This is a genomic window from Methylobacillus arboreus, from assembly GCF_020532725.1.
Classification (GTDB): Bacteria; Pseudomonadota; Gammaproteobacteria; order Burkholderiales; family Methylophilaceae; genus Methylobacillus; species Methylobacillus arboreus.
Genome location: NZ_JAJAVC010000012.1, coordinates 11,567 through 30,746, shown reverse-complemented (window position 1 = coordinate 30,746; position 19,180 = coordinate 11,567). Strand labels below are relative to the sequence as shown.

Sequence of the window (19,180 nt, the reverse complement as noted above, 5' to 3'; positions counted from 1 at the left end):
TTAGCTAAAAGACTATGCCAATGAAACCGGCTGCCAACTACATGCTTATGTGTTAATGACAAATCATGTACATCTTTTGGTTTCATCAATTAAAACAGAAGCCATAAGCGGGATGATGAAAGCGCTGGGGCAACGTTATGTGCAATACATTAACCGTACCTATAAACGCAGTGGCACTTTGTGGGAAGGACGCTACAAGTCCTGCCCGACCCAGGCAGAAACCTATCTTCTCGCTTGCCAGCGTTACATAGAACTTAACCCGGTACGAGCGAATATGGTAGAGCACCCTGCGGACTATAGATGGAGTAGCTATCGCACTAATGCACAAGGTGAGTCTAGTCAGTTGGTTTCATCACATGCTATATATAAAAGCTTGGGGCTAGATGATGAAGCAAGGCAAGCGGCCTATCGAGAGCTATTCCGGTATGAACTTGATCCAAAGCTGGTGGATGAAATACGACAAGCCACTCATGGTAATTATGTGTTGGGAGACACGAGCTTTGCAGATCAGATTTCAGAGGCATTGAAGAGACGAGTATTACGAGGTAAAGCTGGTAGGCCATTTAAGGTATCTCCTAGCGAATAAACGTGGTCTGTCCCCTATTATTCAATAATAGATACATATAAAGCGCCAATTAATACAAAGTTTGAGACCTTCGTTGGAAGTACAGCAAGTGCGACTTATGGCACGCTTGGATTGGGAGCGTCGGTTTCAGTTGGTGCTATATCATTATCTTGGGCAGGGCCGTATGGAGCAATTGCAGGTGGTATTATCGGGGGGGGGTATTTTTCTCTGGGAGTACGAATTTAATGGCGGCTCTGATTATGTGAAGTCTACATATAAAAATGGGATTTTAAAGTTTAATGGTAAAGAGTATGTACAAAATAAATAATTTTCCGCTTTATAATGAAAGTTTTTAATGCCTAAACTATTTAAATTATTTTTAGTGGTATTCGGAATTTTATGCTGGATTACTCCAATATCTGTTTCAATTTCTTTTATCTATCAAAATAAGTATTTAACGGAAATGATTGTAAGTTATGGAGTCTTGTTTTTAATATATGTATGTTTTGTGATATTCCAGCATAGGTTTGAAAAAAATGAGACTAAGTCTTTTTTTCAAAGACTGTCAATAGGAGGGAAGTTGGCTTTTGTAGTATCTAGTCTTATTTTTCCCATACTAGTTGGTAGGGGATTGTCACTTACAACTCCAATTGCTTCTGATTTCATAGCCTCAGAGTTTGCGATCCATGAGTATAAATTGATAAGAGTAGAACCTTATGCAAAAACCTTTAGAAAATTAAGTAAATTGTATGTAGTTGACATAAATAATAATGAGGCCTCTTTTGTTTTAAAGAATGAAATGTTAGAACAACTTAGTTTGCGTGGAGGCGATAAGTTAATTACCAGAGGAAGAGGTTGTATTGCAGGTTTTGTTATAGATAATATTAATGGTGTTGAACGTAAGTAAAGGTAATCTCCCCGAAATCAAAGGGGTCAGACTGAACTATCCCGTTAATATCGGACACTATTGAAATAGTAGACAATACTAGAGGAGGTGTCAGATATTAACGGGATAGTTCACACTCGATTGTCTGGAGAATGCTGATTCTCCGCAATAACAACTATCAAGGTTTCCAGCTCGTAGCTCGTATCGCTTGCAGCGCCGCATGTAAGAACATAAAAATACGGCGTACTTGGGCAAGCGCAATATCTACTACGTCAATGACGTCCAAGCGTAAGCTTCCCTGTCAAGCCGCAGTAAAATATGAACTGAATCCAGTACGGCCAATATGACACAACTGAATCGCCCCACTCTAGCCTGAACTGCCTGAACTCAGGACAGTTCGTGAGTAACCTGAGCAATGACTTAACAACCATGGCCTGAATCTCTAGTTTCCAATGGTAGAAAATTCCCGGGCGGGTAAGGCTCTAATGAAGCTATCTTTCATTAATGAAAGTGCATATTAGGGTAAAATCTAGAATAGTGAGAATCTAATAAAAAAATACTTGAAAAAACGCAGTACCTGTCAGATTGAATTTGCAATAATACTTAATTTACGATTGGAAAACTTCGAATAATCTAGATGAGTGCACCCCAGCACAGGTTGGGCTAGGATGTATTTGTGCAGACACAATTTCTAATCCATTCTGAACGCTCTTAATCAATAAATAGGTGACTTTCATCGTTGTTTAAACTATGCAAGTTTAAAACAACTCTTTTTGCATAGCTTTTGGGCGTATTGCCTGAGTGATAGTGACTACCATCAAAGTAGACTAATTTATTAGCTAGTGGTGTAACTGAAGTTAAAACAGAAAAAACTTCTGATGGTTGTTGTTCGTTATATATAAATAAATCACCGTCGCTATCATATAAATACCATACAATAGTTATATGGGGTGTTTTAAGATCTTGGTGTGGTGGATTAGGTCTAGGATCATCGCTTTTATATGTGGTTCTTAAGCGCTGAAAGTTTCTATCCAATTCAATACCCAACTTTTTGCTAAATACGCAATGTATGTAATCAGAATCGAAAAACTCTACTTTAGCCGGTGCGTTGTCATAGCTTCTATCATAGTCATCATTCGTAACAATTTTTTTTGCTGCGTGAGTCTCTATGGGGGTTTTTAGCTCAAATAAAACCCTATCTAGTTCATCTTTTGACAGAAAATCATCAATAACTTTAACCATTATAACCCTAACACTTTCACAATCTATGAGTATATGTTGCTTTAGCTAATTTGCAAAAAATTTGACCCATTTCCAGAATGTTGTTAATGATATATGGACTATCAAAAATTGCATCAATGATTTGATTCGCTTCATCTGTATTGCCACTCACTTGTGCAATAAGGGCGCGAGTATAGTTGCCCGAGAAGGAAGCTCTATCCCATAATAATGCGATTTGTGCTTCGGTTTACGCCAATAGAATATTGGTTTGCATGACGGCCAATACTGCTAAGGCACAATGATTCTCCGAAAAGATGTCATCAATCTCTAAAGCCTTCTTCGAAGAGGCGAATGATGTTTTTATAGTTAGCGGCTCGGATTGCCCTATCGAAAGAATAACCTTATACAGTTCTATTGGGTTTGCGAGAGGCTCGGCACGCAGGTGCTGTAAATCTGAAGGTATAAGTTCTGGCAGTCTGTGCCACGGTGCTCCCTAACATTGATGATGTTGTAGCCAGTTGTATGTTTGATAACATCAAAAATGTCTCAACTATCGTGTACGGTTCTTGTATTGCTCATATACTTGATCAGTAGGGAATTTCGAAAATCCAGACCGGTTCAGTACGCGTAATGGTCATGCTATGCTTTCTTCTGCCCCTTCTTATCCAAGAGCTGGGCTAGTTCCAGACCAGGCCATGAGGAAATGAACCTGAGCAAATCCAGTTGATATAGCACACTGAGCCAATGCGCCATCTGCACTTTGGGAGAACCTTTTTCAATTTCCACCAAGGTGTTGCGCCCGATACCTGAGACCTCTGCCAGTTCTTTCTGGGTCATGCCTTTACGCTTGCGGATATCGGCGATCAGGATGCCGGTGGCATAAGTGAACTCCAGGACAGGACGGGGCAGGCTTTCTGGGGTAATTTCACGCATGGCAATCAAACTTGTTTGTTTATGAGGATATTATGTGATTTTTTGCCCTCAATTGCAAACTTTAACTTTATTAAAGCTGGATTCATGCATTAAGGTTTGGTCAATGCGATGAGTTGCTGCACGATGGCAGGCTCTTTCTCCAAGACCTCTACTACATTTTCCACCAGCTCAGAAAATCCAGGGTCATTTCGCAATTCGTCGCCAAATTGCCAAGCCAAAATGTTCTCTACGAACAAGGTAACAGCCTTATGGCTGCGTTTAGGGTCATCCCCGCTGATCCCCTTGATTTGCGTGACGACCTTGTGTTTGATGGCATCGGCATTCGGTTTGTCTGATTGCGTAGTCTTGGCCTGGCTTTGGCCTGCTTTGCCGAGCGCCTGGAATTGGCCTTTGTTAAGCGACTCTGCCGCCACCTTGCGGCGGATGAGTTCGGCAATGCCATCCAGTGGAGATAGTGGATCCATGAATCTGCTGCTTGAACCTTAGTTGGGCTTATCTTCGCTATTGTATGCCGAAAGCCAGGCATGGCCACCCGCAGGCTCTGCATTTTCAAGTTCTGGCACTGCTTCCTGCTGGTTATCCGGCAAGGATAGCAACACGTTCTGCATATCACGGGTGAGGTCTGGGCTAAAGTCATTGACTGCAATGCCTTGCTCAAGCGCGGCCCTCGCCTGCTGATACTCCCCTGCTGCCAAGTGCTCCAGGCCGGTCTTGAACAGGTGCAGCGCATGCTGCTCCGGCAATTCATCCAGCTTTCGCCAGCTTTGCTTGGCTTCCGTGACCTTACCCAGGGTCATCTGCAACAGGCCGAGTTGGAATGAGGCAGTGTAGAGCTCAGGATCAAGCGTGACGGCACGCGCCATTTCGAGTTCGGCCTTGTCATAGAGTCCGATCTGCGCAAATTCCGCGCCGAGGATATAGGCCAGCTTGCCATCCTCCGGGAAGCGCTCTACCCCTTCTTTCAGGTAGGAAATGGCCGCTCCATGCTCGCCTTTTCTGATGGATTCAATGGCGAGGTGGAGCAGTTCGTCTTGTGTCAGGTTGGTAAATTGATTCATTGTGGCCTCCCGATGTTGGTGTCTTTGGTCATTGGTTTCTATGCAGTTGCTGATGCCGCGCTAGTATTCGGTGCGCAATAGCTTGAGTTCGTCATAATGCTCATATAGCCGTTGCAATGCGCGATGATGCAATTGTGAAATGCGTCCCTTGCTGAGGTTGAGTTTTTCTGCAATATGGTCGAAGCGCATTTGCTGGTAGTAATGCAGGCGGATGATTTTTTCTTCCTGCTCCGGCAATGTACCTACCAGCGCATCCACGACGCGCATGAGGTCTTGCAGCTCACGGCTTTTGTAGACGCCGGATTGCTGTACCTCCTCCCCGGCCTGGTACATGCCGGAATCTTCCAGCATATAGCCGATTGCCACTCCCAGCGCGATATCGACCAGGCGCATGAATGGGTCATCTCCTGGCGACTGCCCTGCCGTTGCTTCATGCAGCAACGACTGCATCCGCTCTTCCTTGATACGGGCGCTGGCCGTGATCTGTTGCTGTTTTTCGTTGTGCTTTTCTATGCCATTCAAGATGGCGCCCTTGATCCTGTAGCTTGCATAGGTCTTGAAGCTGGCCCCCTGGCCTGGGTCGTAACGGTCTACCGATTCGATCAGGCCGATCAGGGCATATTGCTTATACTCTTCAAACTCGACTTCGTCGATTTGGCGGTTGCCATATAGTTTGGCCGCCAGGATGTTGGCAAAGCCCTCGTAGCGATTAATCAACCGCTCCCGCACTGCTATCGAGCGGTGAAGGAGAAACTCCTTCCACTCCATGAGCTCATGCTCTTGCTGATATGCCGGGAGCCCCATCGCATTACCGTCAATAGAAACTGCTCATCAGGGACTTCACGACCAGGTTCCAGCCATCGATGAGGATGAACATCAGCACTTTCAACGGCAGGGAAATAGTCATGGGCGGCACCATCATCATCCCAAGCGATGTCAGCACGCTGGCAATGATGAGGTCAATCAGCAGAAATGGTAGGAAGATCATGAACCCCACCTGGAATGCGGCCCTCAATTCGCTCAGCATGAACGCCGGGATCAGTTGCAACAGTCCGATGTCTTCCGCGGTTTCAGGCTGTGCAGCGCCAGAAAGATCCATCATGAGCGCAAGATCGGCTTCGCGCGTTTGCCGGATCATGAAATCCTGGATGGGATGCACGGCGGCATCCACAGCCTTGTCCAGGGTTATCTGCTGCTGCTGGAATGGCAGCCAGGCCTGCTGGTTGACCTCTTTCCAGACCGGCTGCATTGAAAACAAGGTCAGGAAGATGGCAATACTGATCAATGCGGCGTTCGGCGGCGTATCCTGCATGCCGATGGCATGGCGCAGCATGGAAAGCACGACGATGATGCGCAGGAAGGAGGTGGTGGCAATCAGCAATGCAGGTATCAGGCTCAGGGCCGTGAGCAGCACCAGGATGCGGATGGCAGAGGATAAGTCCGTACCTTGGGCAGAAACCTGCGTGCCTTGATTGAGGAAATCCGCAATCGCTGCGGATTCCTGCGCGGCAAAAGCAAGCGACGGCAGCAGTAGCACTACTGCAATGGCGATGTACTTGCCTAGGGCAGCCAATGGCGACAGCAATGTTTTAAACACCCGGCCCGCCCTCTTCTGCCGCCTTGGCCTGGGACTCGGCAAGGGTGACCAGCCTGTCGCCCGCCTGGCCCACCAGTACTTTCCGGTTGTCGAATTCAACCACGTACAAATGGCTGCGATGATTGAGCCTGACTTTGTCGAGAATCCTCAGTTCTTCTGAAGTACGTCCCAATAGTTGCAGCGCCGCCTTGGGGTTTTTACGCTTCAGGTAATAAGCAGCTCCCCACGCCACCAAGAGGAACCCAATGACTATCCACCCCACTCTTGAACCATGGGTTTCCAGGGGACTATCAGTGGCCTTGAAGGGAATCGGCTTGGCTGGCACGGATAGCTCTTCGGCATTTGCAGCGACCCCAGCATGCATGAAGCCGATATTGGCCAACAAGCATGCCATGATGAGAAAACGCTTCATTTGGAAGTTGCAACCGCTGCCGCAGCCAGGATTTCATCGATCTTGATGCCGAAATTCTCCTCAATGACGACAAGGCTGCCGGTAGCGATCGGGTTGCCATCCAGCCTGACGATCAAAGGCGCATTGTGCAGTTGGTCCAGGCTGAAGGTCGAGCCTTTCTCCAATGCGAAGAGTTCGTCGACGGTCAGCTCCGCTGAGCCCACCACCACTTCGACCGTGACCTTCAGGCCGGCAATGATGGAAAAATTGCCCTCCAGCAATTTGTTGCCGGTTTTTGCGACTTCCTGCACCGGTTTCAAATTGACGGCTTTGGCTGAAGGTATCTCGTGTTCGGCCTGCAGTTCAGCCGCTTGTTGTTTACTCATGCTACTTTCCTACTTTTTCTAGAAATTGAATTGCCTTATGGTTTCCCTGCAGGCCCAGATAAGCTTTGGCGACAGGTTGTTTGCCAGTCAAGGACCTCACCAAGAGGGCATCCGCGCTTTTTGCCGAGAGACGAATCACATCCCCGACTTCGATGCCGGACAAGTCTTGAACGGTAATTTCCGCCTGCCCTGCCAGCACCTCAAGATGCGCAACATATCGACCCAGGGTCCGCCCACGCTGAACCATCGCTTGCGCATGAGGTGACCTCGTCGGTTTGAATGCGCCCAGTGCTTCGGCAACCGCCCCGCCGATCAGCAATTCCTGCTGGCCCAAGATACCCGATATTTGCAAGTGCACTACGCCGCTGCCATACCCTGTGCGCAATTGCCTTTTTTCTCCCTGGTATTGCTGTGCGAGCTCATGGGAAGACAAGGTCTGGATGCGCCGGAACAAATCCAGCAGGGCCTCCTGCCGCAAGGCACTCGTCAATGGGCTTGGTTTTGAAGAGAGGCCACTACTTTGCTTCATCATGGCAGACACCAGCTCCCGGCCTTGACTATCTGCAAGGTTCCATGCCACCCAGGACTCGGGAGCATTGCCTACGATCAACCATTCATCATCCGGCCCAATGGCACTATCGCTATCGACGGCATATGAGCACTTGGCATCCTCACCCAGCCAAGCCTTGCTCCAATCACTGAAGACTGCTTTCAGGGTTTCCTCAACCGCAACACGACCTGATGCGGCAATCAACCGGAACGGTAACGCAACTGGCATTATCTACGCCCCCTGATCTCGCCAAGCTGCTGGATCATTTCGTTTGCCGCGGTAATCACCTGGGACGAGGCCTGGTAACCGCGCTGCACCACGATCAACTCGCTGAACTGTTGCGCCAGGTCGACATTGGACAACTCCACGCCATTGGTGCGGAGCCTGCCCAGAGAACCCTCGCCTGGAGCCCCCAACGCACGCTGGCTGTTTGCAGTGGCAAAGAATCTGTTGCTTCCTTCAGCCTGTAATGAATCAGGGTTGGTGAAGAATGCAAGTCCCAGTTGATCCGCCTTCACCGACTTGCCGTTCGAATAGCCAAGCGTAATGAACCCGTCGCTATCAAGGGTGGTAGTGGTCAGATATCCGGCAGGGCTGCCGTTTTGCGATTGCAGCCTCATGGAGGAAGCGCTGCTGGAGAAGAAATTGGTTCCCGAGGCATCCAGGGTAATAAACGTGGTCATGGCGCCATTGCCGGGATTGTAGGTGAAGGTATGGCGGTCGTGACCAGGGCTGGACACTCCGCTCCCTTGATATCGGAAAGCCCCGCTTGTCACTTCTGTCGCCCCCTCCATCAACCTGAACGTCCACTCGCCGGGCTCATTTGCCGTGTTGTTGGTCAACGTCAATGTCAGCGTGTGGGCAGCGCCGAGAGAGTCGTAAATCGTGATGTTCGATACATCATAGGTGGTCGAGCTATTCGACAAGGAGTCTGTAAAAGTCAGGTTGGTAGTGGCTACAGGCGCAGAACTACGCTTGCCGGCAATATTGATCTCGGACAATGCTCCGTTATTGAAGCCAAGCACCCTGGCGCCGCCTTCCCGGGAAATCAGGTAGCCACTGTCGTCAAAGGTAAACTGGCCGGAGCGGGTATAGGATAATTTGCCGTCCTGCTGCAGGATAAAGAAACCATTGCCATCAATGGCGGCATCGAGGCTGTTTCCTGTCTGCCTGAAATCCCCCTGGGTAAACTTGGAATAGCTGGCGCCCGCCTTCACCCCGCTGCCTTGGGAATAAGGCAGGCCTTGTGAGTTTGCGCCGCCGTATTGGGTGCGGTAGAACAGATCAAGAAACTCCAACTCGGAACTCTTGAAACCGACGGTGTTCAAGTTCGCAACGTTGTTACTGATATTGGAAAGCCCCTTGGAGAAACTGGTCAATCCGCTCATGCCGATATAAATGGAATCCAACATGATGCCTCCTACCTGACCACGTTGACTTGCGACAAACGAATGCCGGTCCGCAACTCGCCCTCGCTGGTGCGAATCGTCAGGCTGGGCTGCCCTTCAGAAAACGCCAGCGATGTCACTGTACCGACTGCGGTATTGGCAGCCGTCTGGATTTCCACTGTCTTCCCGATCAGCCCGATCGACTGCGTCGCCGCCTGGATCGTCAGCAATGTATCGATGCGATCGTTCATTTCCGAGGTCTGGGCGAGCGAAGTGAACTGCGCCATCTGGGCAATGAACTGCTGGTTATCCAAGGGCTTCAATGGATCCTGGTATTGCAACTGGGTCAGCAGGATGCGTAAAAACTCTTCCTGGCCCAGCGTCGACTGCTGCACTGCGGTCGTTTGTTGTTCTGCGGTCGTGCCGCCAATAAAATCCACTGCCATTTGTTACCCCCCAACCGTTGGATTGTTTGCTGACAATACTTTGGCAAACACCTGCTTGCCATTAAGCATCACCTTGACCAGATTCGCGCCGAGCAATCCCATCTGTCCGCGGATTTCACCCAGCACTTCATTGAGCCTGGAAGCCTGCTCTTTTCCCAGCCGGGCATCGCGTATCCAGACCTCGACCCCTTGCTTCCCCTGGAGTATTGCGATATTGCGCAATGCCCATTCATTCAATACCCGTGTAGCTTCAGTAAAAGGCACTGCTGTTCGTTGCACATTGCCGTTGCTCGATAACACGCCCGGTTCACTGTTTAAATTAGGCACACTGACTACGCTCAAAGCCGACACCATCGCCTTCACGCCTGCAATATTGGATACATAAGCAGGATGGTTGACCAATGTTTCTATCTGCTCCGCAGGTTGAGGAACAGGCGTATTACCGCCATGCTCAGCTATAAGATCAGCGATTTCTTGTGGTTTTCCCGCAGCCTTCGAGGGCATTGCCATCGCATCAGCCTCAGCATTCTGTACGCTGGCCTGCACCACTTGCGTTTTCTGCAACGCCTCATACAAGCCGGACTGTTCCATCACACGCAACCATGCCTGTTGATGGGTAACGTTATTGTTTGAAGCAAATTGCCCGGCGTTGCTCCTGTCATTGACATATGACTGCCCAATATATGACATGATCAATCTGCCCTCGCCATGTAACGCAACATTTGCTCATCATCGGCCAATACAAACATTTTGCGCCGTTCCTCCTGCAATAGTGACGCTTGCTGGCGTTCTGCCAGCAACTCAAGTGACTTCACCTCGGTATAGGATTGCATCAGGGTTTCCTTCGCCAAATCCTGCTGTTGCTGGACATTTTCCAACGCCTGTCTTGCCTGTTCCGCCACTTGGTGCAATTGCACGACATAGCGCCGTCGATCCATCATCTCGGTTGCAGAGGAATATTGACGGTTCTCCAGCACCAGTATTTGTGCGGCATAATCCTGGTAATCCTTCAAAGCAGCATCATGTTGTTGCCGGACACTCGCATGCAGCATGTCGAGCTGACGCATGTCTTGCCTGAGCGCATTCAGGTGTTCTGTCTTGATGGCAATCAAGCGTTGTATCTTGTCAATTTCCATGATGCGCTACAGAGCTATCCCCACTTGTTCGGCAATCGCTGCCAACTGCCTGAATTGCTGCTCCCTAGGCTGAATGGCATCTATGTCCTGGGTCAAGAATTTCTCAATCAATGGATACAAGAGAATGGCCTGGTCCAGCTCTGCATTTGAACCCGCTTTATAGGCGCCAATCTCGATCATGTCCTGGTGGCGGGCATATACGCTCATCAGGCGCAACAGCTTGCGGACCAGTTGGCGCTCCTTGTCGCTCCAGAGCTCGGATGAAAGTCGGCTGATGCTGGCCAGTAGATCTATCGCGGGATAATGCCCGTGGTTCGCAAGTTCCCGGGACAACACGATATGTCCATCCAGGATGGCCCGCATGTTGTCGGAAACAGGTTCATGCAGGTCATCCCCTTCCACCAGCACCGTATATATGCCCGTAATCGAGCCTTTGTTCGTAAAATTGCCGGCACGTTCCAGCAACTTGGGCAATGCTGCAAATGCGGATGGCGTATATCCGCGCGCCGTTGCGGGCTCGCCTGCCGCCAGGCCGATTTCGCGGTGGGCCATGGCAAACCTGGTGACTGAATCCATGATCAACAGCACTTGCTTTGATTGCGCGCAAAAATATTCTGCAATGGCAGTGGCTGTATGCGCGGCCAGCTCTCTCACCAGGGCAGGTTGGTCGGAAGTGGCGACCACCACGATTGAGCGGGCAAGGGTTTCGCTATCCAGTGTGTGATCAATGAAATCGCGCACTTCGCGGCCGCGCTCGCCGATCAGCGCTATTACATTCACTTGCGCTGTCGAATGCTTTGCAATCATGCCCAGCAGGGTGGTTTTACCTACACCGCTCCCCGCAAAGATGCCGACCCGCTGCCCTTTCCCCAGCGGCAGGAAAGTATCAATCGCCTGGATGCCGGTTTCCAGCACCTCGATGATGGGCGCCCTGTCCAATGGGTTATGCGCAGCACCTCGCAGCGGCATAGTATCGGTAAGGTACAAGGGCTTGGAATCCAGCGGTTTTCCAAACGGATCGATGACACGGCCCATGAGGCCATTGCCTACCTTGACAGTCGCTGCATTGCCCAACGCCAAGACCTCGCTGTCCAGGCTGATGCCTTTCGTTTCCCCATAGGGCATCAACAAAGTCGTTTTACCGCGCAGTCCCACCACCTCCGCAAGGCACGGCGTGGAACGGCGTGCCGGATTCTGGATCCGGCACAAATCCCCAATAAAGCCCCGGACTCCCGATGCCTCAATCACCAGGCTGCTCACTTTCGTCACGCGTCCCGTAGACACGCAAAAGTCCTGATGATGCAGGCGCTCGAGGTAATTGCCCCATGCTTGGCTAATGGCGTTCATCCAGCCTCGCCATTTCCGTGAGCGTCTGGGCCAATTGCTTAAGTTGCGTTTCGATACGGGCATCGATCAAGCCATCATGCAGCTTGACGATGCAGCCGCCCAGCGCGACATCGGCGCTGGGTTCGAGCTTGATTGACGACAACAGCGTATCTTCCTGCAACAATGAGGAAGACTTGATTGCCTGGAAATCACGCTCGGATATCTGCAAACATGCGACCTCCCCTTCCTGTAGCCCGCGCATCAGGTGTTCCAGCACTTCCCTGCATGTTTCCTGCGAGCTGAGTTTCTCCCCGATGATTTTGCAAACGGCTTCAAAAACAATCGATGCAATCAATCCATGCTGCTTGCCCAGAACATCACTAAGAGAGACCTTGCCAGCATCCAGCAATGCGCCCAAGGCTTCCAGGCCAGCCAAAAACTCATCCTGAGCCAAAGCCTTGCCTTCTTCATATCCTTTCCTGAACCCCTCTTGCCGCGCATCCTCTTCAAGCTCTGCCAGCTTCTCTGGAGAAATGGCACGCGATGCTTCTGGCGCTCCTGCAAGCTCAACTGCATGCTGTGGCTGCCGATGCGCCTCTCCAGCAATTTCCTGGGAGACTTCTTCAGAAACTGCGCCAGGAGTCCCGACGGTCGACGGCCCCAATACATTCTCGGCTTCCAGGGAAGTCACGGAGGGCTGCTCTGTTTTTTGCGATGATGCTTGCTCAAAAGGAGAAACCAGCTCTGCCACATCAGTCAAGCGCGGTGATTTGACTACTGCGCCCATGGCAGAAACCTTTTCCATCCGGAACCATGTGCCTGCAAAGATTGCTGAGTGCCGCTGATCAAGAAAGGCTGTTCGAACAACAGCTCCTGGTTTCGCAATTGGTCAGCGACAGCCTTGAGCAAGGCACGTTGTACCGCCTGAGTCGCCTGAACAGCCTTGAAATCGGGCGAAAGCCCCATCTCGCGCCTGCGCTGCTGCCAATCGCCTCTCCACGCCCATGGATACAATGCCAATAATTGATTCATCAATACGGCAGGCTCGCCGTCAAACACGATATCGATTTGAGATAGTGTGGCGCGGTTGATCACCTGGATATCCGCCGCATCGGCTTCTAACTCTGCTTGCGTTTTTACCACCGGTTGGGAGGAAATTTGCTCAATATCCTCGGGCTCCAGTTGTATACCCAGCTCGCTCAACTCGTTGAGCAATGCTTGAAGCGTGGTGCGTTCATCTTGAGGCAATTGGTCCAGCAGCCACGCCCTGTCTTCCTCATGCAGGGTGTGCAGCTTCAGGACCAGTCTGCGGGAAATATCCACCTGGTCTGCCATATCAAGGCTGCCTTGCATGATTGACCCACTCATTCAGCTCAGCCAATAGCTGCGATCGCTGGGCGGCGGTCAACCTGGACCTTTGTGGTTTCCTGGACTGCATCAAGGCAATCCCCGCCAGCAGTATCACCACCAATCCGGCTATCCATTGCCAAACCTCGATGGCGCTGGGTTGACCTTTCTGCGTCTGTACAGCCTCTTGCCCAGCCCACTCTTCGGCATCACTCCCGCTGACGTTATCTGTGCTTTCCGGCACTGCTTGCGCCTGCATCATGTCGACACCGTACACCACAACGCCATCGCCCCTGCCAGCATCAATGCCTGCCACCATGGAGACCATCTCTTTCAGCTTCGCCAGTTTGACCTTGTCCTCGGTTTCCGGCACCAATACACCGACATTAATCCGCGCGACATTGCCTGGGGCAGACAGCACCTGCTCCACCCGCTTGCTGTTGAGATATTCAACCTCCGTCTGCGTTGAATTGGGCATCCACCTGTTGGCTCTTTCCTGGGTCTGGATATTGTTGACGCTATCCCATTGTTCTTCGCCCTGGATGCTTTCCTTGCGCCGGACAACGGCGCCGACCTCTTGTCCCGAGGTTTCTGGCAAAGGTACCACGTCTTCGCGCGTCACCTTGACCTGGTCGTAATTCAATGTGACATCCACGCTCACGATGGCTTTACCCGGTCCGAAGACACGATCAACGACATTCACGACCTTGCGCGCCATGTAGTCTTCAAGCTGTTTCTTGATATCCAGGCGTTCATGAAGAGCGGCCTCGGCCTGAGGCCCCACTATCTGTTTCGTCACGGCAATACCGTGATGGTCAACGACCGTCACTTCCGCAGGTGTGATGTCAGCAACGGAGGCCGCCACCAGGCGCTGTATCCCAAATACCTGCTCTGGCAAAAGCGTATTGCCATCCTTGAGATGTATGCTGACCGACGCTTTGGGTTTTGAATTCTGACGCCGGAACAATCCCGATTCCGGCAATACCAGATGCACTCTGGCAGCCTTGACCTCGTCAAACGCCATGATGGTTCTTGCCAGCTCACCCTGCAATGCACGTTGGTAATTCACCTTCTGCGCAAATTCAGTCATGCCGAATTCGGAGTTATTGAATATCTCGAACCCGACTGAGCCATTGAGGTTAAGCCCCTTACCCATCAATTTCAGCCTGGTCTTGTAAACTTCATTCGCCTCAACCAAAATTGTGGCGCCATCATCCGCAAGCTTATAGGGCACTTTCAATCGGTCAAGCTCGGCTACCATCGCAGATGCATCCTGACCGTTAAGGTCAGAAAACAGAACCTGGTAATCTTCCTTGAACGACCAATAGGTGCCGCCTGCCAACAGTGCAACTACTGCAAACAACCCGAGCAATACGACAAAACGCTTTGCCAATGAAGACTGTTGCCATTGATTTCTCAACTGATCCAGCAAAATAAACCTCGATTCACTTATATCTGCATCCGCAGAACTTCTTGATAGCCTTCAAGCAATTTATTACGCACCTGGGCCAACAACTGGAATGACAACTTGGCATCTTCCAATGCCAACATCACATGGTGGATATTGCCGGACTTGCCGGCAGCAAAATCCTGTAGGGTTGCTTCGGCATGCAACATTTTCTGGTTGACCTGGTTGAACTCGGCCAACAACTGCGTAGAAAACGCTTGCTGGCTATTGCCGCCTGGCATGACCGAAGACAAGCCAGCCTGCTCCAGCGAAGATATGGATGAAATGGTTTCGATCGCCACCTTACGTTCCCCTTCCGATATCCAGGGCCTTCAGCGCCATGGATTTTGCCGCATTCATCGCCACCACGTTGGCTTCATAGGTCCTGACTGCCGTCATCAGGTTGACCATCTCGCTGACATTGTCTATGGCAGGATAGGCGACGAATCCTTTTGCATTGGCGTCAGGATGACCCGGTTCATAGACCAACCGTGGCGCGGCATAGGTTTGCTGCACATGCGCGGACGGAATCTGCAGCATGGAATGCCCGGCATGCGCCAAGGATTGGGAAAATACCGGCGCTGTCGTATTCACGACACGCAACGGGCGAAACGGCCCACCGTAAGAGGCGCGTGATGTATGCACATTGGCGAGATTCATCGCCGCGACGTCCAGGCGGGTCCGCTCCACATCCATCCCTGCCGCGCTGATCGCGGATGAGTGACTAAAATCCATTAGCGCCTCCCGTCATTGGTTGCGAGGGCGATAGTGCTCATATACTTATCCAGCCCGCTGATCAATGCCTGGTATTGCAAGGTGTTCTGATTGAGCAATACGGTATTCATGTCCAGCCGCATGGCGCTGGATGCCGGGTTCGCAACCGTCTCGTGTCCCACATGCGGCGTGATCGCGGATACGGCAACCGCAGGATTACTCCTGGCAGCGGTGACTACGCTCGCCAACTGATCTTCAAAACCGACCTTGATGGGCCGATACCCTGCCGTATTGATATTGGCAACATTGCTGGCAATTGCCTCATGCCTGAGCGACAAGCCGTCCAGCGCCATCCCAATAACGCTGGAGGTCAGGCCCCCGATTCCCAAATTCATGCTTCCCCCCTTGATTGATCAATCATTATTCGTGTACTAAAAAACTTCGATAAATCATTGCAATATCAAGTCTGCATGCAACGCGCCAGCCGTCTTGATTCCCTGCAAGATGGCAATGATGTCCCGCGTGCTGACCTTGATTTTGTTCAACGCCACCACCAGGTCCCCAACGCTGCTTGCATCCGGCAGCTCCACCATGCCGCCCTGCTCTTCGTTCACATTGATCTGCGTATTGGGAACAACCTGTGTCCGGATGTTCGGCCCTGCACGTCCGATGATCTGCGGCTGGGAGACGAAATAATTGGTCAGCACCGATACCTTCAAATCGCCATGGGCCACAGTCACCTTGGATATCTTGACGTCCCCACCCGCGATGATGGTGCCGGTACGCTCATTGATGACCACCCTGGCGCGCTGGTCCGGTCTCACCTCAATCGTTTCAAGCGCGGACATGAAGGCGGATGGATTGGCCAGCTGGCCTGGGGGAATGGCTACCCTGACGGCGCTGGAATCCCGCACCGAAGCCAGCGTTTGCTTGAATGTCAGGTTGATTGCCTTGGCGACTCGTTCTATCGTGGTGTAATCCGGGCTTTCCAGCACGAAATCCATCGTGCCGTCATCACGCAATGGCGAAGAAAAAATATCCTGTTCCGCCTGGGCGCCACCAGGGATCACCCCGCCTGTGGCATGGTTCTTCTGCGCGATGTTGCCGTTTTGATCATACCGATAGCCGCCCACGGAGATGGCCCCTTGGGCAAGCGCATAGACCTTGCCATCCGGGCCCTTCAACGGTGCCAGCAACAGCGTTCCACCCACCAGGCTCCTTGCATCGCCCAATGACGTCACGATGACATCCACCTTGTCTCCTTGGTGGGTAATCGGTGGAAGCTGGGCCATCAGGCTCACAATGGCGACATTTCGGCTATTGATCTGGTCCGAAGTCAACATGACATCAAAGTTTGACATGAAGTTGGCAAGCGACTGCCGGGTTGCCCGGCTACGGGGAGAATCGCCAGTGCCAGCCAAACCGGTCACAATCCCGAAGCCAACCAAGTGGTTCTCGCGCCACCCTTCAAACTTTCCCAGTTCTTTCAACCGGATCGTGTCCGGCGCGGCAGCACCGACATGGACAGACACTGATAGCAGCAATATGCCGACAGCAAATTTCTTGAAACCAAGCAACGCCATTACAGCAACCCCAATAAAGAAATCAACCTCGAAAGCCAACCCTTGTGCTGGCTTTCCGCAAGCACCCCATCGCCAACATAAGTCAGCTTAGCTTCGGCAATGCGGTTGGAAAGGACGGTATTCTGCTCATCGATATCGCGCGGCCTGACGCGGCCTTCAAGGTTGATCGACTGCTTCTCGCCATTGATTTCAATGAGCTGCTCGCCCCTGATTTTCAAGTCGCCGGTATTGTCGATCGCAGTCACGGCCACAGAAATTTGCGCCAGCAACCTGCCCGTCCGCGCAATTCGCCCTCCCCCGTCAAAACTCTCGTTTATTCCCAAAGAGTAATTCTTCTGGCTGTTCGGGGACAGAAAACGGATGCCAGTGTCATTTCCCTTGTCCGTGCTCGTTCCCGAAGTTGCAGAAGCGCTGGAGTTCTCAACGACAAGCACCGTGAGGATATCCCCCACCCGGTACGCCCTTCTGTCCGAAGTCAAGGCGCGATAGGTTTCCGGTTTATACAAGCTTTCGGCAGCAGCCTGGGACATCATCCCGAGCAACAGGGCCATGATCATTGCTGTCTTCATCACTCTTTCACCATCACGGTGCCAGGCTCCACCACCTGCGCCAAAAATAATTCAGGGCCATCCAAGCGCTTGACCATTAATGTTTCACCCACCTTGGCATCCCGCTCCGCCTGCCCTTCCGTTTCGATATTGATGCTGCCTTGGTGCATGAGCACTTTGACGACCTGGTGCTTGCTCACGCCAGCTTGATGCAATAGCTCCGCTGTCTCGTGCTTATCCAGCGCTACCGGGCTGGATTGGCCTTGAATTGATTCCGTCTTGTTCACGGAGCGCAACGGATGCAAAGCAAACTGCAACTGACGCCTTGCAACCCACTGCTCATCCACATAGATATCCAGCGGCAGCTCCATCCTGTTGCCGGTCATTTTGAACTCTTGAGTCGCCGGCAATTGGCTCACCTTTCCTGCAGGCATATCGATGTCCAGGTTTTTGGACGTCAGCCGATACTCAACCGGATATTCATAATTCGAGCTAACCTCGTCTTGCAGCCACTGCCTTGCCTGGGCTATTCCATTCTCCAGGGAGACTTTGCGCTTTCTGGCGAAAATCTCGACATGCGTCGCCCCTCCCCATGCAATCTTGCCGCGCAACCAGGCAAACCGCTTGACCAATGCAGATTCGATATCTTCACGGGCAAGGCGCTGCGAAGCCGCCAGGGTTTCCAGCTTCAGGCGCAGACCTTCAATGTCGCGCTTGCCCGGATCATCTGCTATCACATTGGCGATCTCCTGAACCGCCACGTCAGGTCGGTCGACCGTGGCCTGACGTCGCAATTCAATATAGACCTCGTCGCCCGCCATCAGCGGAGACGCTACCAACGATATCAGGATGATGGAAACGAATCGCAGCATCAGCGTCGCAGGTTGTTGCTGATCGACAGCATTTCATCAGAAGCCTGGATAATCTTGGCATTCAACTCATACGCACGTTGCGCCAGCACAAGATTGACCATTTCCTCGGCCAGCTTGACGTTGGAAGACTCCAGATACCCTTGCGCCAAACTGCCCAGCCCATCCTCTCCCGGACGGCCTACCAAAGGCAGCCCTGCCTTGTCTGATGCCAGGTACAGCCCTTCGCCCAACGGCTGCAATGCTTCAGGATTGGCAAACGCTGCCAGCTCCAACTGCCCCACCTCGCTCCAGTCGCTGCTGGTCGACGTCTTGACCGACACCTTGCCTTGCGTGTCGATCACGATGTCCGTCATGTCAGTAGGTACCTGTATTTGCTGCTTGAGCTCATAGCCCTGGGCCGTGCCCAGCAACCCATCCGCATTCACCTTGAAAGACCCGCTGCGCGTGTAGGCAGAAGAGCCATCGGACAACACCACCTCGAAAAACCCATTGCCGCGGATCGCGACATCCAGAGGGTTTTCCGTGGCTTTCGGGTCGCCTTGGGTAAAGGACTTGGCATTGGCGCTCACCAAGGTGCCCATACCAAGAATCACCGCATCGGGCGCTTGATTCGTCGTACCCCATACAGAGCCTGCGGCCTGGTAAAACGCATCCTCGAAGGAAATCCGGTTTTTCTTGAAGCCAGTCGTATTGACGTTGGCCAGGTTATTGGCAATGGCATCAACATGGAGTTGCTGTGCCTGCATCCCTGTCGCGCCTATATATAAAGAGTCAATCATTTCATTC

Annotated in this window: 26 protein-coding genes and 1 pseudogene; 3 read left to right on the top strand and 24 right to left on the bottom strand. The window is 51.6% G+C overall.

The window, feature by feature from the left end; translation table 11 throughout:
- Positions 1-19 precede the first annotated feature (19 nt).
- The 3 genes and pseudogenes from LG198_RS14240 to LG198_RS14230 form a co-directional block, all read left to right on the top strand.
- Positions 20-586 (top strand): annotated as a pseudogene (locus LG198_RS14240) (transposase); the annotation flags it as partial.
- A gap of 97 nt (positions 587-683) precedes the next feature.
- A complete protein-coding gene (locus tag LG198_RS14235) occupies positions 684-893 on the top strand; it encodes a hypothetical protein (protein ID WP_230343862.1) in 210 nt (69 codons plus the stop codon).
- A gap of 27 nt (positions 894-920) precedes the next feature.
- Entirely contained in the window at positions 921-1,472 is a 552-nt protein-coding gene (locus LG198_RS14230; RefSeq protein WP_230343861.1) for a hypothetical protein, read from the top strand.
- Between the two features lie 690 nt (positions 1,473-2,162).
- On the opposite strand, the gene LG198_RS14225 is transcribed toward LG198_RS14230, so the two are convergent.
- The 24 genes from LG198_RS14225 to flgG all read right to left on the bottom strand — a co-directional run bounded on the left by LG198_RS14225 (position 2,163) and on the right by flgG (position 19,173).
- The gene (locus LG198_RS14225; RefSeq protein WP_230343860.1) at positions 2,163-2,693 is read right to left on the bottom strand and encodes a hypothetical protein; all 531 of its coding nucleotides are present in this window, start codon (positions 2,691-2,693) and stop codon (positions 2,163-2,165) included.
- Between the two features lie 618 nt (positions 2,694-3,311).
- Positions 3,312-3,605: a helix-turn-helix domain-containing protein gene (locus LG198_RS14220; RefSeq protein WP_230343859.1), complete on the bottom strand. Its 294-nt coding sequence runs from the start codon at positions 3,603-3,605 to the stop codon at positions 3,312-3,314.
- An 89-nt stretch (positions 3,606-3,694) separates the two neighbouring features.
- Positions 3,695-4,069 carry a hypothetical protein gene (locus tag LG198_RS14215; RefSeq protein WP_230343858.1) on the bottom strand — a complete coding sequence of 125 codons (375 nt, stop codon included), beginning with the start codon at positions 4,067-4,069 and terminating at the stop codon, positions 3,695-3,697.
- Positions 4,070-4,087: 18 nt separating this feature from the next.
- Entirely contained in the window at positions 4,088-4,663 is a 576-nt protein-coding gene (locus tag LG198_RS14210; RefSeq protein WP_230343857.1) for a tetratricopeptide repeat protein, read from the bottom strand.
- 60 nt (positions 4,664-4,723) lie between these two features.
- Entirely contained in the window at positions 4,724-5,467 is a 744-nt protein-coding gene (locus tag LG198_RS14205; RefSeq protein ID WP_230343856.1) for a sigma-70 family RNA polymerase sigma factor, read from the bottom strand.
- 10 nt (positions 5,468-5,477) lie between these two features.
- On the bottom strand, positions 5,478-6,260 hold the full coding sequence (gene fliP / locus LG198_RS14200) for a flagellar type III secretion system pore protein FliP (RefSeq protein WP_230343855.1): 783 nt from the start codon (positions 6,258-6,260) through the stop codon (positions 5,478-5,480).
- Entirely contained in the window at positions 6,253-6,672 is a 420-nt protein-coding gene (locus LG198_RS14195; protein ID WP_230343854.1) for a flagellar biosynthetic protein FliO, read from the bottom strand. The genes fliP and LG198_RS14195 overlap by 8 nt, the downstream gene beginning before the upstream one ends.
- Positions 6,669-7,037 (bottom strand): FliM/FliN family flagellar motor switch protein, encoded by a 369-nt coding sequence (locus LG198_RS14190; RefSeq protein WP_230343853.1) that lies wholly within the window; start codon positions 7,035-7,037, stop codon positions 6,669-6,671. The genes LG198_RS14195 and LG198_RS14190 overlap by 4 nt, the downstream gene beginning before the upstream one ends.
- Before the next feature lies 1 nt (position 7,038).
- Complete coding sequence (locus tag LG198_RS14185) at positions 7,039-7,815, bottom strand: FliM/FliN family flagellar motor switch protein (protein ID WP_230343852.1); 777 nt, start codon at positions 7,813-7,815, stop codon at positions 7,039-7,041.
- Positions 7,815-8,999: a flagellar basal-body rod protein FlgF gene (gene flgF / locus LG198_RS14180; RefSeq protein ID WP_230343851.1), complete on the bottom strand. Its 1,185-nt coding sequence runs from the start codon at positions 8,997-8,999 to the stop codon at positions 7,815-7,817. The genes LG198_RS14185 and flgF overlap by 1 nt, the downstream gene beginning before the upstream one ends.
- An 8-nt stretch (positions 9,000-9,007) precedes the next feature.
- Positions 9,008-9,421 carry a flagellar hook capping FlgD N-terminal domain-containing protein gene (locus LG198_RS14175; protein ID WP_230343850.1) on the bottom strand — a complete coding sequence of 138 codons (414 nt, stop codon included), beginning with the start codon at positions 9,419-9,421 and terminating at the stop codon, positions 9,008-9,010.
- A gap of 3 nt (positions 9,422-9,424) precedes the next feature.
- Complete coding sequence (locus LG198_RS14170; RefSeq protein WP_230343849.1) at positions 9,425-10,111, bottom strand: hypothetical protein; 687 nt, start codon at positions 10,109-10,111, stop codon at positions 9,425-9,427.
- Between the two features lie 2 nt (positions 10,112-10,113).
- On the bottom strand, positions 10,114-10,557 hold the full coding sequence (locus tag LG198_RS14165; protein WP_230343848.1) for a flagellar export protein FliJ: 444 nt from the start codon (positions 10,555-10,557) through the stop codon (positions 10,114-10,116).
- 6 nt (positions 10,558-10,563) lie between these two features.
- On the bottom strand, positions 10,564-11,904 hold the full coding sequence (locus LG198_RS14160) for a FliI/YscN family ATPase (protein WP_230343847.1): 1,341 nt from the start codon (positions 11,902-11,904) through the stop codon (positions 10,564-10,566).
- Positions 11,891-12,670 carry a FliH/SctL family protein gene (locus LG198_RS14155; protein WP_230343846.1) on the bottom strand — a complete coding sequence of 260 codons (780 nt, stop codon included), beginning with the start codon at positions 12,668-12,670 and terminating at the stop codon, positions 11,891-11,893. The genes LG198_RS14160 and LG198_RS14155 overlap by 14 nt, the downstream gene beginning before the upstream one ends.
- The gene (locus LG198_RS14150; RefSeq protein WP_230343845.1) at positions 12,658-13,251 is read right to left on the bottom strand and encodes a hypothetical protein; all 594 of its coding nucleotides are present in this window, start codon (positions 13,249-13,251) and stop codon (positions 12,658-12,660) included. The genes LG198_RS14155 and LG198_RS14150 overlap by 13 nt, the downstream gene beginning before the upstream one ends.
- The gene (gene fliF / locus LG198_RS14145; protein WP_268866898.1) at positions 13,220-14,650 is read right to left on the bottom strand and encodes a flagellar basal-body MS-ring/collar protein FliF; all 1,431 of its coding nucleotides are present in this window, start codon (positions 14,648-14,650) and stop codon (positions 13,220-13,222) included. The genes LG198_RS14150 and fliF overlap by 32 nt, the downstream gene beginning before the upstream one ends.
- A gap of 29 nt (positions 14,651-14,679) precedes the next feature.
- Positions 14,680-14,979, bottom strand: a complete 300-nt coding sequence (gene fliE / locus LG198_RS14140; protein WP_230343843.1) for a flagellar hook-basal body complex protein FliE — start codon at positions 14,977-14,979, stop codon at positions 14,680-14,682.
- Between the two features lies 1 nt (position 14,980).
- Positions 14,981-15,412: a flagellar basal body rod protein FlgC gene (flgC, locus tag LG198_RS14135; protein ID WP_230343842.1), complete on the bottom strand. Its 432-nt coding sequence runs from the start codon at positions 15,410-15,412 to the stop codon at positions 14,981-14,983.
- Positions 15,412-15,786: a flagellar basal body rod protein FlgB gene (locus LG198_RS14130; RefSeq protein ID WP_230343841.1), complete on the bottom strand. Its 375-nt coding sequence runs from the start codon at positions 15,784-15,786 to the stop codon at positions 15,412-15,414. Before LG198_RS14130 ends, flgC begins: the two co-directional genes overlap by 1 nt.
- Before the next feature lie 54 nt (positions 15,787-15,840).
- Positions 15,841-16,974, bottom strand: coding sequence for a flagellar basal body P-ring protein FlgI (locus tag LG198_RS14125; protein ID WP_230343840.1), 1,134 nt, complete (start codon positions 16,972-16,974; stop codon positions 15,841-15,843).
- A complete protein-coding gene (locus tag LG198_RS14120; RefSeq protein WP_230343839.1) occupies positions 16,974-17,543 on the bottom strand; it encodes a flagellar basal body L-ring protein FlgH in 570 nt (189 codons plus the stop codon). Before LG198_RS14120 ends, LG198_RS14125 begins: the two co-directional genes overlap by 1 nt.
- Positions 17,543-18,394: a flagella basal body P-ring formation protein FlgA gene (locus tag LG198_RS14115; protein WP_230343838.1), complete on the bottom strand. Its 852-nt coding sequence runs from the start codon at positions 18,392-18,394 to the stop codon at positions 17,543-17,545. Before LG198_RS14115 ends, LG198_RS14120 begins: the two co-directional genes overlap by 1 nt.
- Positions 18,394-19,173 (bottom strand): flagellar basal-body rod protein FlgG, encoded by a 780-nt coding sequence (gene flgG / locus LG198_RS14110; protein WP_230343837.1) that lies wholly within the window; start codon positions 19,171-19,173, stop codon positions 18,394-18,396. Before flgG ends, LG198_RS14115 begins: the two co-directional genes overlap by 1 nt.
- Positions 19,174-19,180 lie beyond the last annotated feature (7 nt).

Excerpts from the sequence above, each read along its gene's own strand:
- LG198_RS14235 (WP_230343862.1), top strand. The coding sequence starts at position 684 with ATGGCACGCTTGGATTGGGAGCGTCGGTTTCAGTTGGTGCTATATCAT.
- LG198_RS14230 (WP_230343861.1), top strand. The coding sequence starts at position 921 with ATGCCTAAACTATTTAAATTATTTTTAGTGGTATTCGGAATTTTATGC.
- LG198_RS14225 (WP_230343860.1), bottom strand. The coding sequence starts at position 2,693 with ATGGTTAAAGTTATTGATGATTTTCTGTCAAAAGATGAACTAGATAGG.
- LG198_RS14220 (WP_230343859.1), bottom strand. The coding sequence starts at position 3,605 with ATGCGTGAAATTACCCCAGAAAGCCTGCCCCGTCCTGTCCTGGAGTTC.
- LG198_RS14215 (WP_230343858.1), bottom strand. The coding sequence starts at position 4,069 with ATGGATCCACTATCTCCACTGGATGGCATTGCCGAACTCATCCGCCGC.
- LG198_RS14210 (WP_230343857.1), bottom strand. The coding sequence starts at position 4,663 with ATGAATCAATTTACCAACCTGACACAAGACGAACTGCTCCACCTCGCC.
- LG198_RS14205 (WP_230343856.1), bottom strand. The coding sequence starts at position 5,467 with ATGGGGCTCCCGGCATATCAGCAAGAGCATGAGCTCATGGAGTGGAAG.
- LG198_RS14195 (WP_230343854.1), bottom strand. The coding sequence starts at position 6,672 with ATGAAGCGTTTTCTCATCATGGCATGCTTGTTGGCCAATATCGGCTTC.
- LG198_RS14190 (WP_230343853.1), bottom strand. The coding sequence starts at position 7,037 with ATGAGTAAACAACAAGCGGCTGAACTGCAGGCCGAACACGAGATACCT.
- LG198_RS14185 (WP_230343852.1), bottom strand. The coding sequence starts at position 7,815 with ATGCCAGTTGCGTTACCGTTCCGGTTGATTGCCGCATCAGGTCGTGTT.
- flgF (WP_230343851.1), bottom strand. The coding sequence starts at position 8,999 with ATGTTGGATTCCATTTATATCGGCATGAGCGGATTGACCAGTTTCTCC.
- LG198_RS14175 (WP_230343850.1), bottom strand. The coding sequence starts at position 9,421 with ATGGCAGTGGATTTTATTGGCGGCACGACCGCAGAACAACAAACGACC.
- LG198_RS14170 (WP_230343849.1), bottom strand. The coding sequence starts at position 10,111 with ATGTCATATATTGGGCAGTCATATGTCAATGACAGGAGCAACGCCGGG.
- LG198_RS14165 (WP_230343848.1), bottom strand. The coding sequence starts at position 10,557 with ATGGAAATTGACAAGATACAACGCTTGATTGCCATCAAGACAGAACAC.
- LG198_RS14160 (WP_230343847.1), bottom strand. The coding sequence starts at position 11,904 with ATGAACGCCATTAGCCAAGCATGGGGCAATTACCTCGAGCGCCTGCAT.
- LG198_RS14155 (WP_230343846.1), bottom strand. The coding sequence starts at position 12,670 with ATGGGCGCAGTAGTCAAATCACCGCGCTTGACTGATGTGGCAGAGCTG.
- LG198_RS14150 (WP_230343845.1), bottom strand. The coding sequence starts at position 13,251 with ATGAGTGGGTCAATCATGCAAGGCAGCCTTGATATGGCAGACCAGGTG.
- flgC (WP_230343842.1), bottom strand. The coding sequence starts at position 15,412 with ATGGATTTTAGTCACTCATCCGCGATCAGCGCGGCAGGGATGGATGTG.
- LG198_RS14130 (WP_230343841.1), bottom strand. The coding sequence starts at position 15,786 with ATGAATTTGGGAATCGGGGGCCTGACCTCCAGCGTTATTGGGATGGCG.
- LG198_RS14125 (WP_230343840.1), bottom strand. The coding sequence starts at position 16,974 with ATGGCGTTGCTTGGTTTCAAGAAATTTGCTGTCGGCATATTGCTGCTA.
- LG198_RS14120 (WP_230343839.1), bottom strand. The coding sequence starts at position 17,543 with ATGAAGACAGCAATGATCATGGCCCTGTTGCTCGGGATGATGTCCCAG.
- LG198_RS14115 (WP_230343838.1), bottom strand. The coding sequence starts at position 18,394 with ATGCTGCGATTCGTTTCCATCATCCTGATATCGTTGGTAGCGTCTCCG.
- flgG (WP_230343837.1), bottom strand. The coding sequence starts at position 19,173 with ATGATTGACTCTTTATATATAGGCGCGACAGGGATGCAGGCACAGCAA.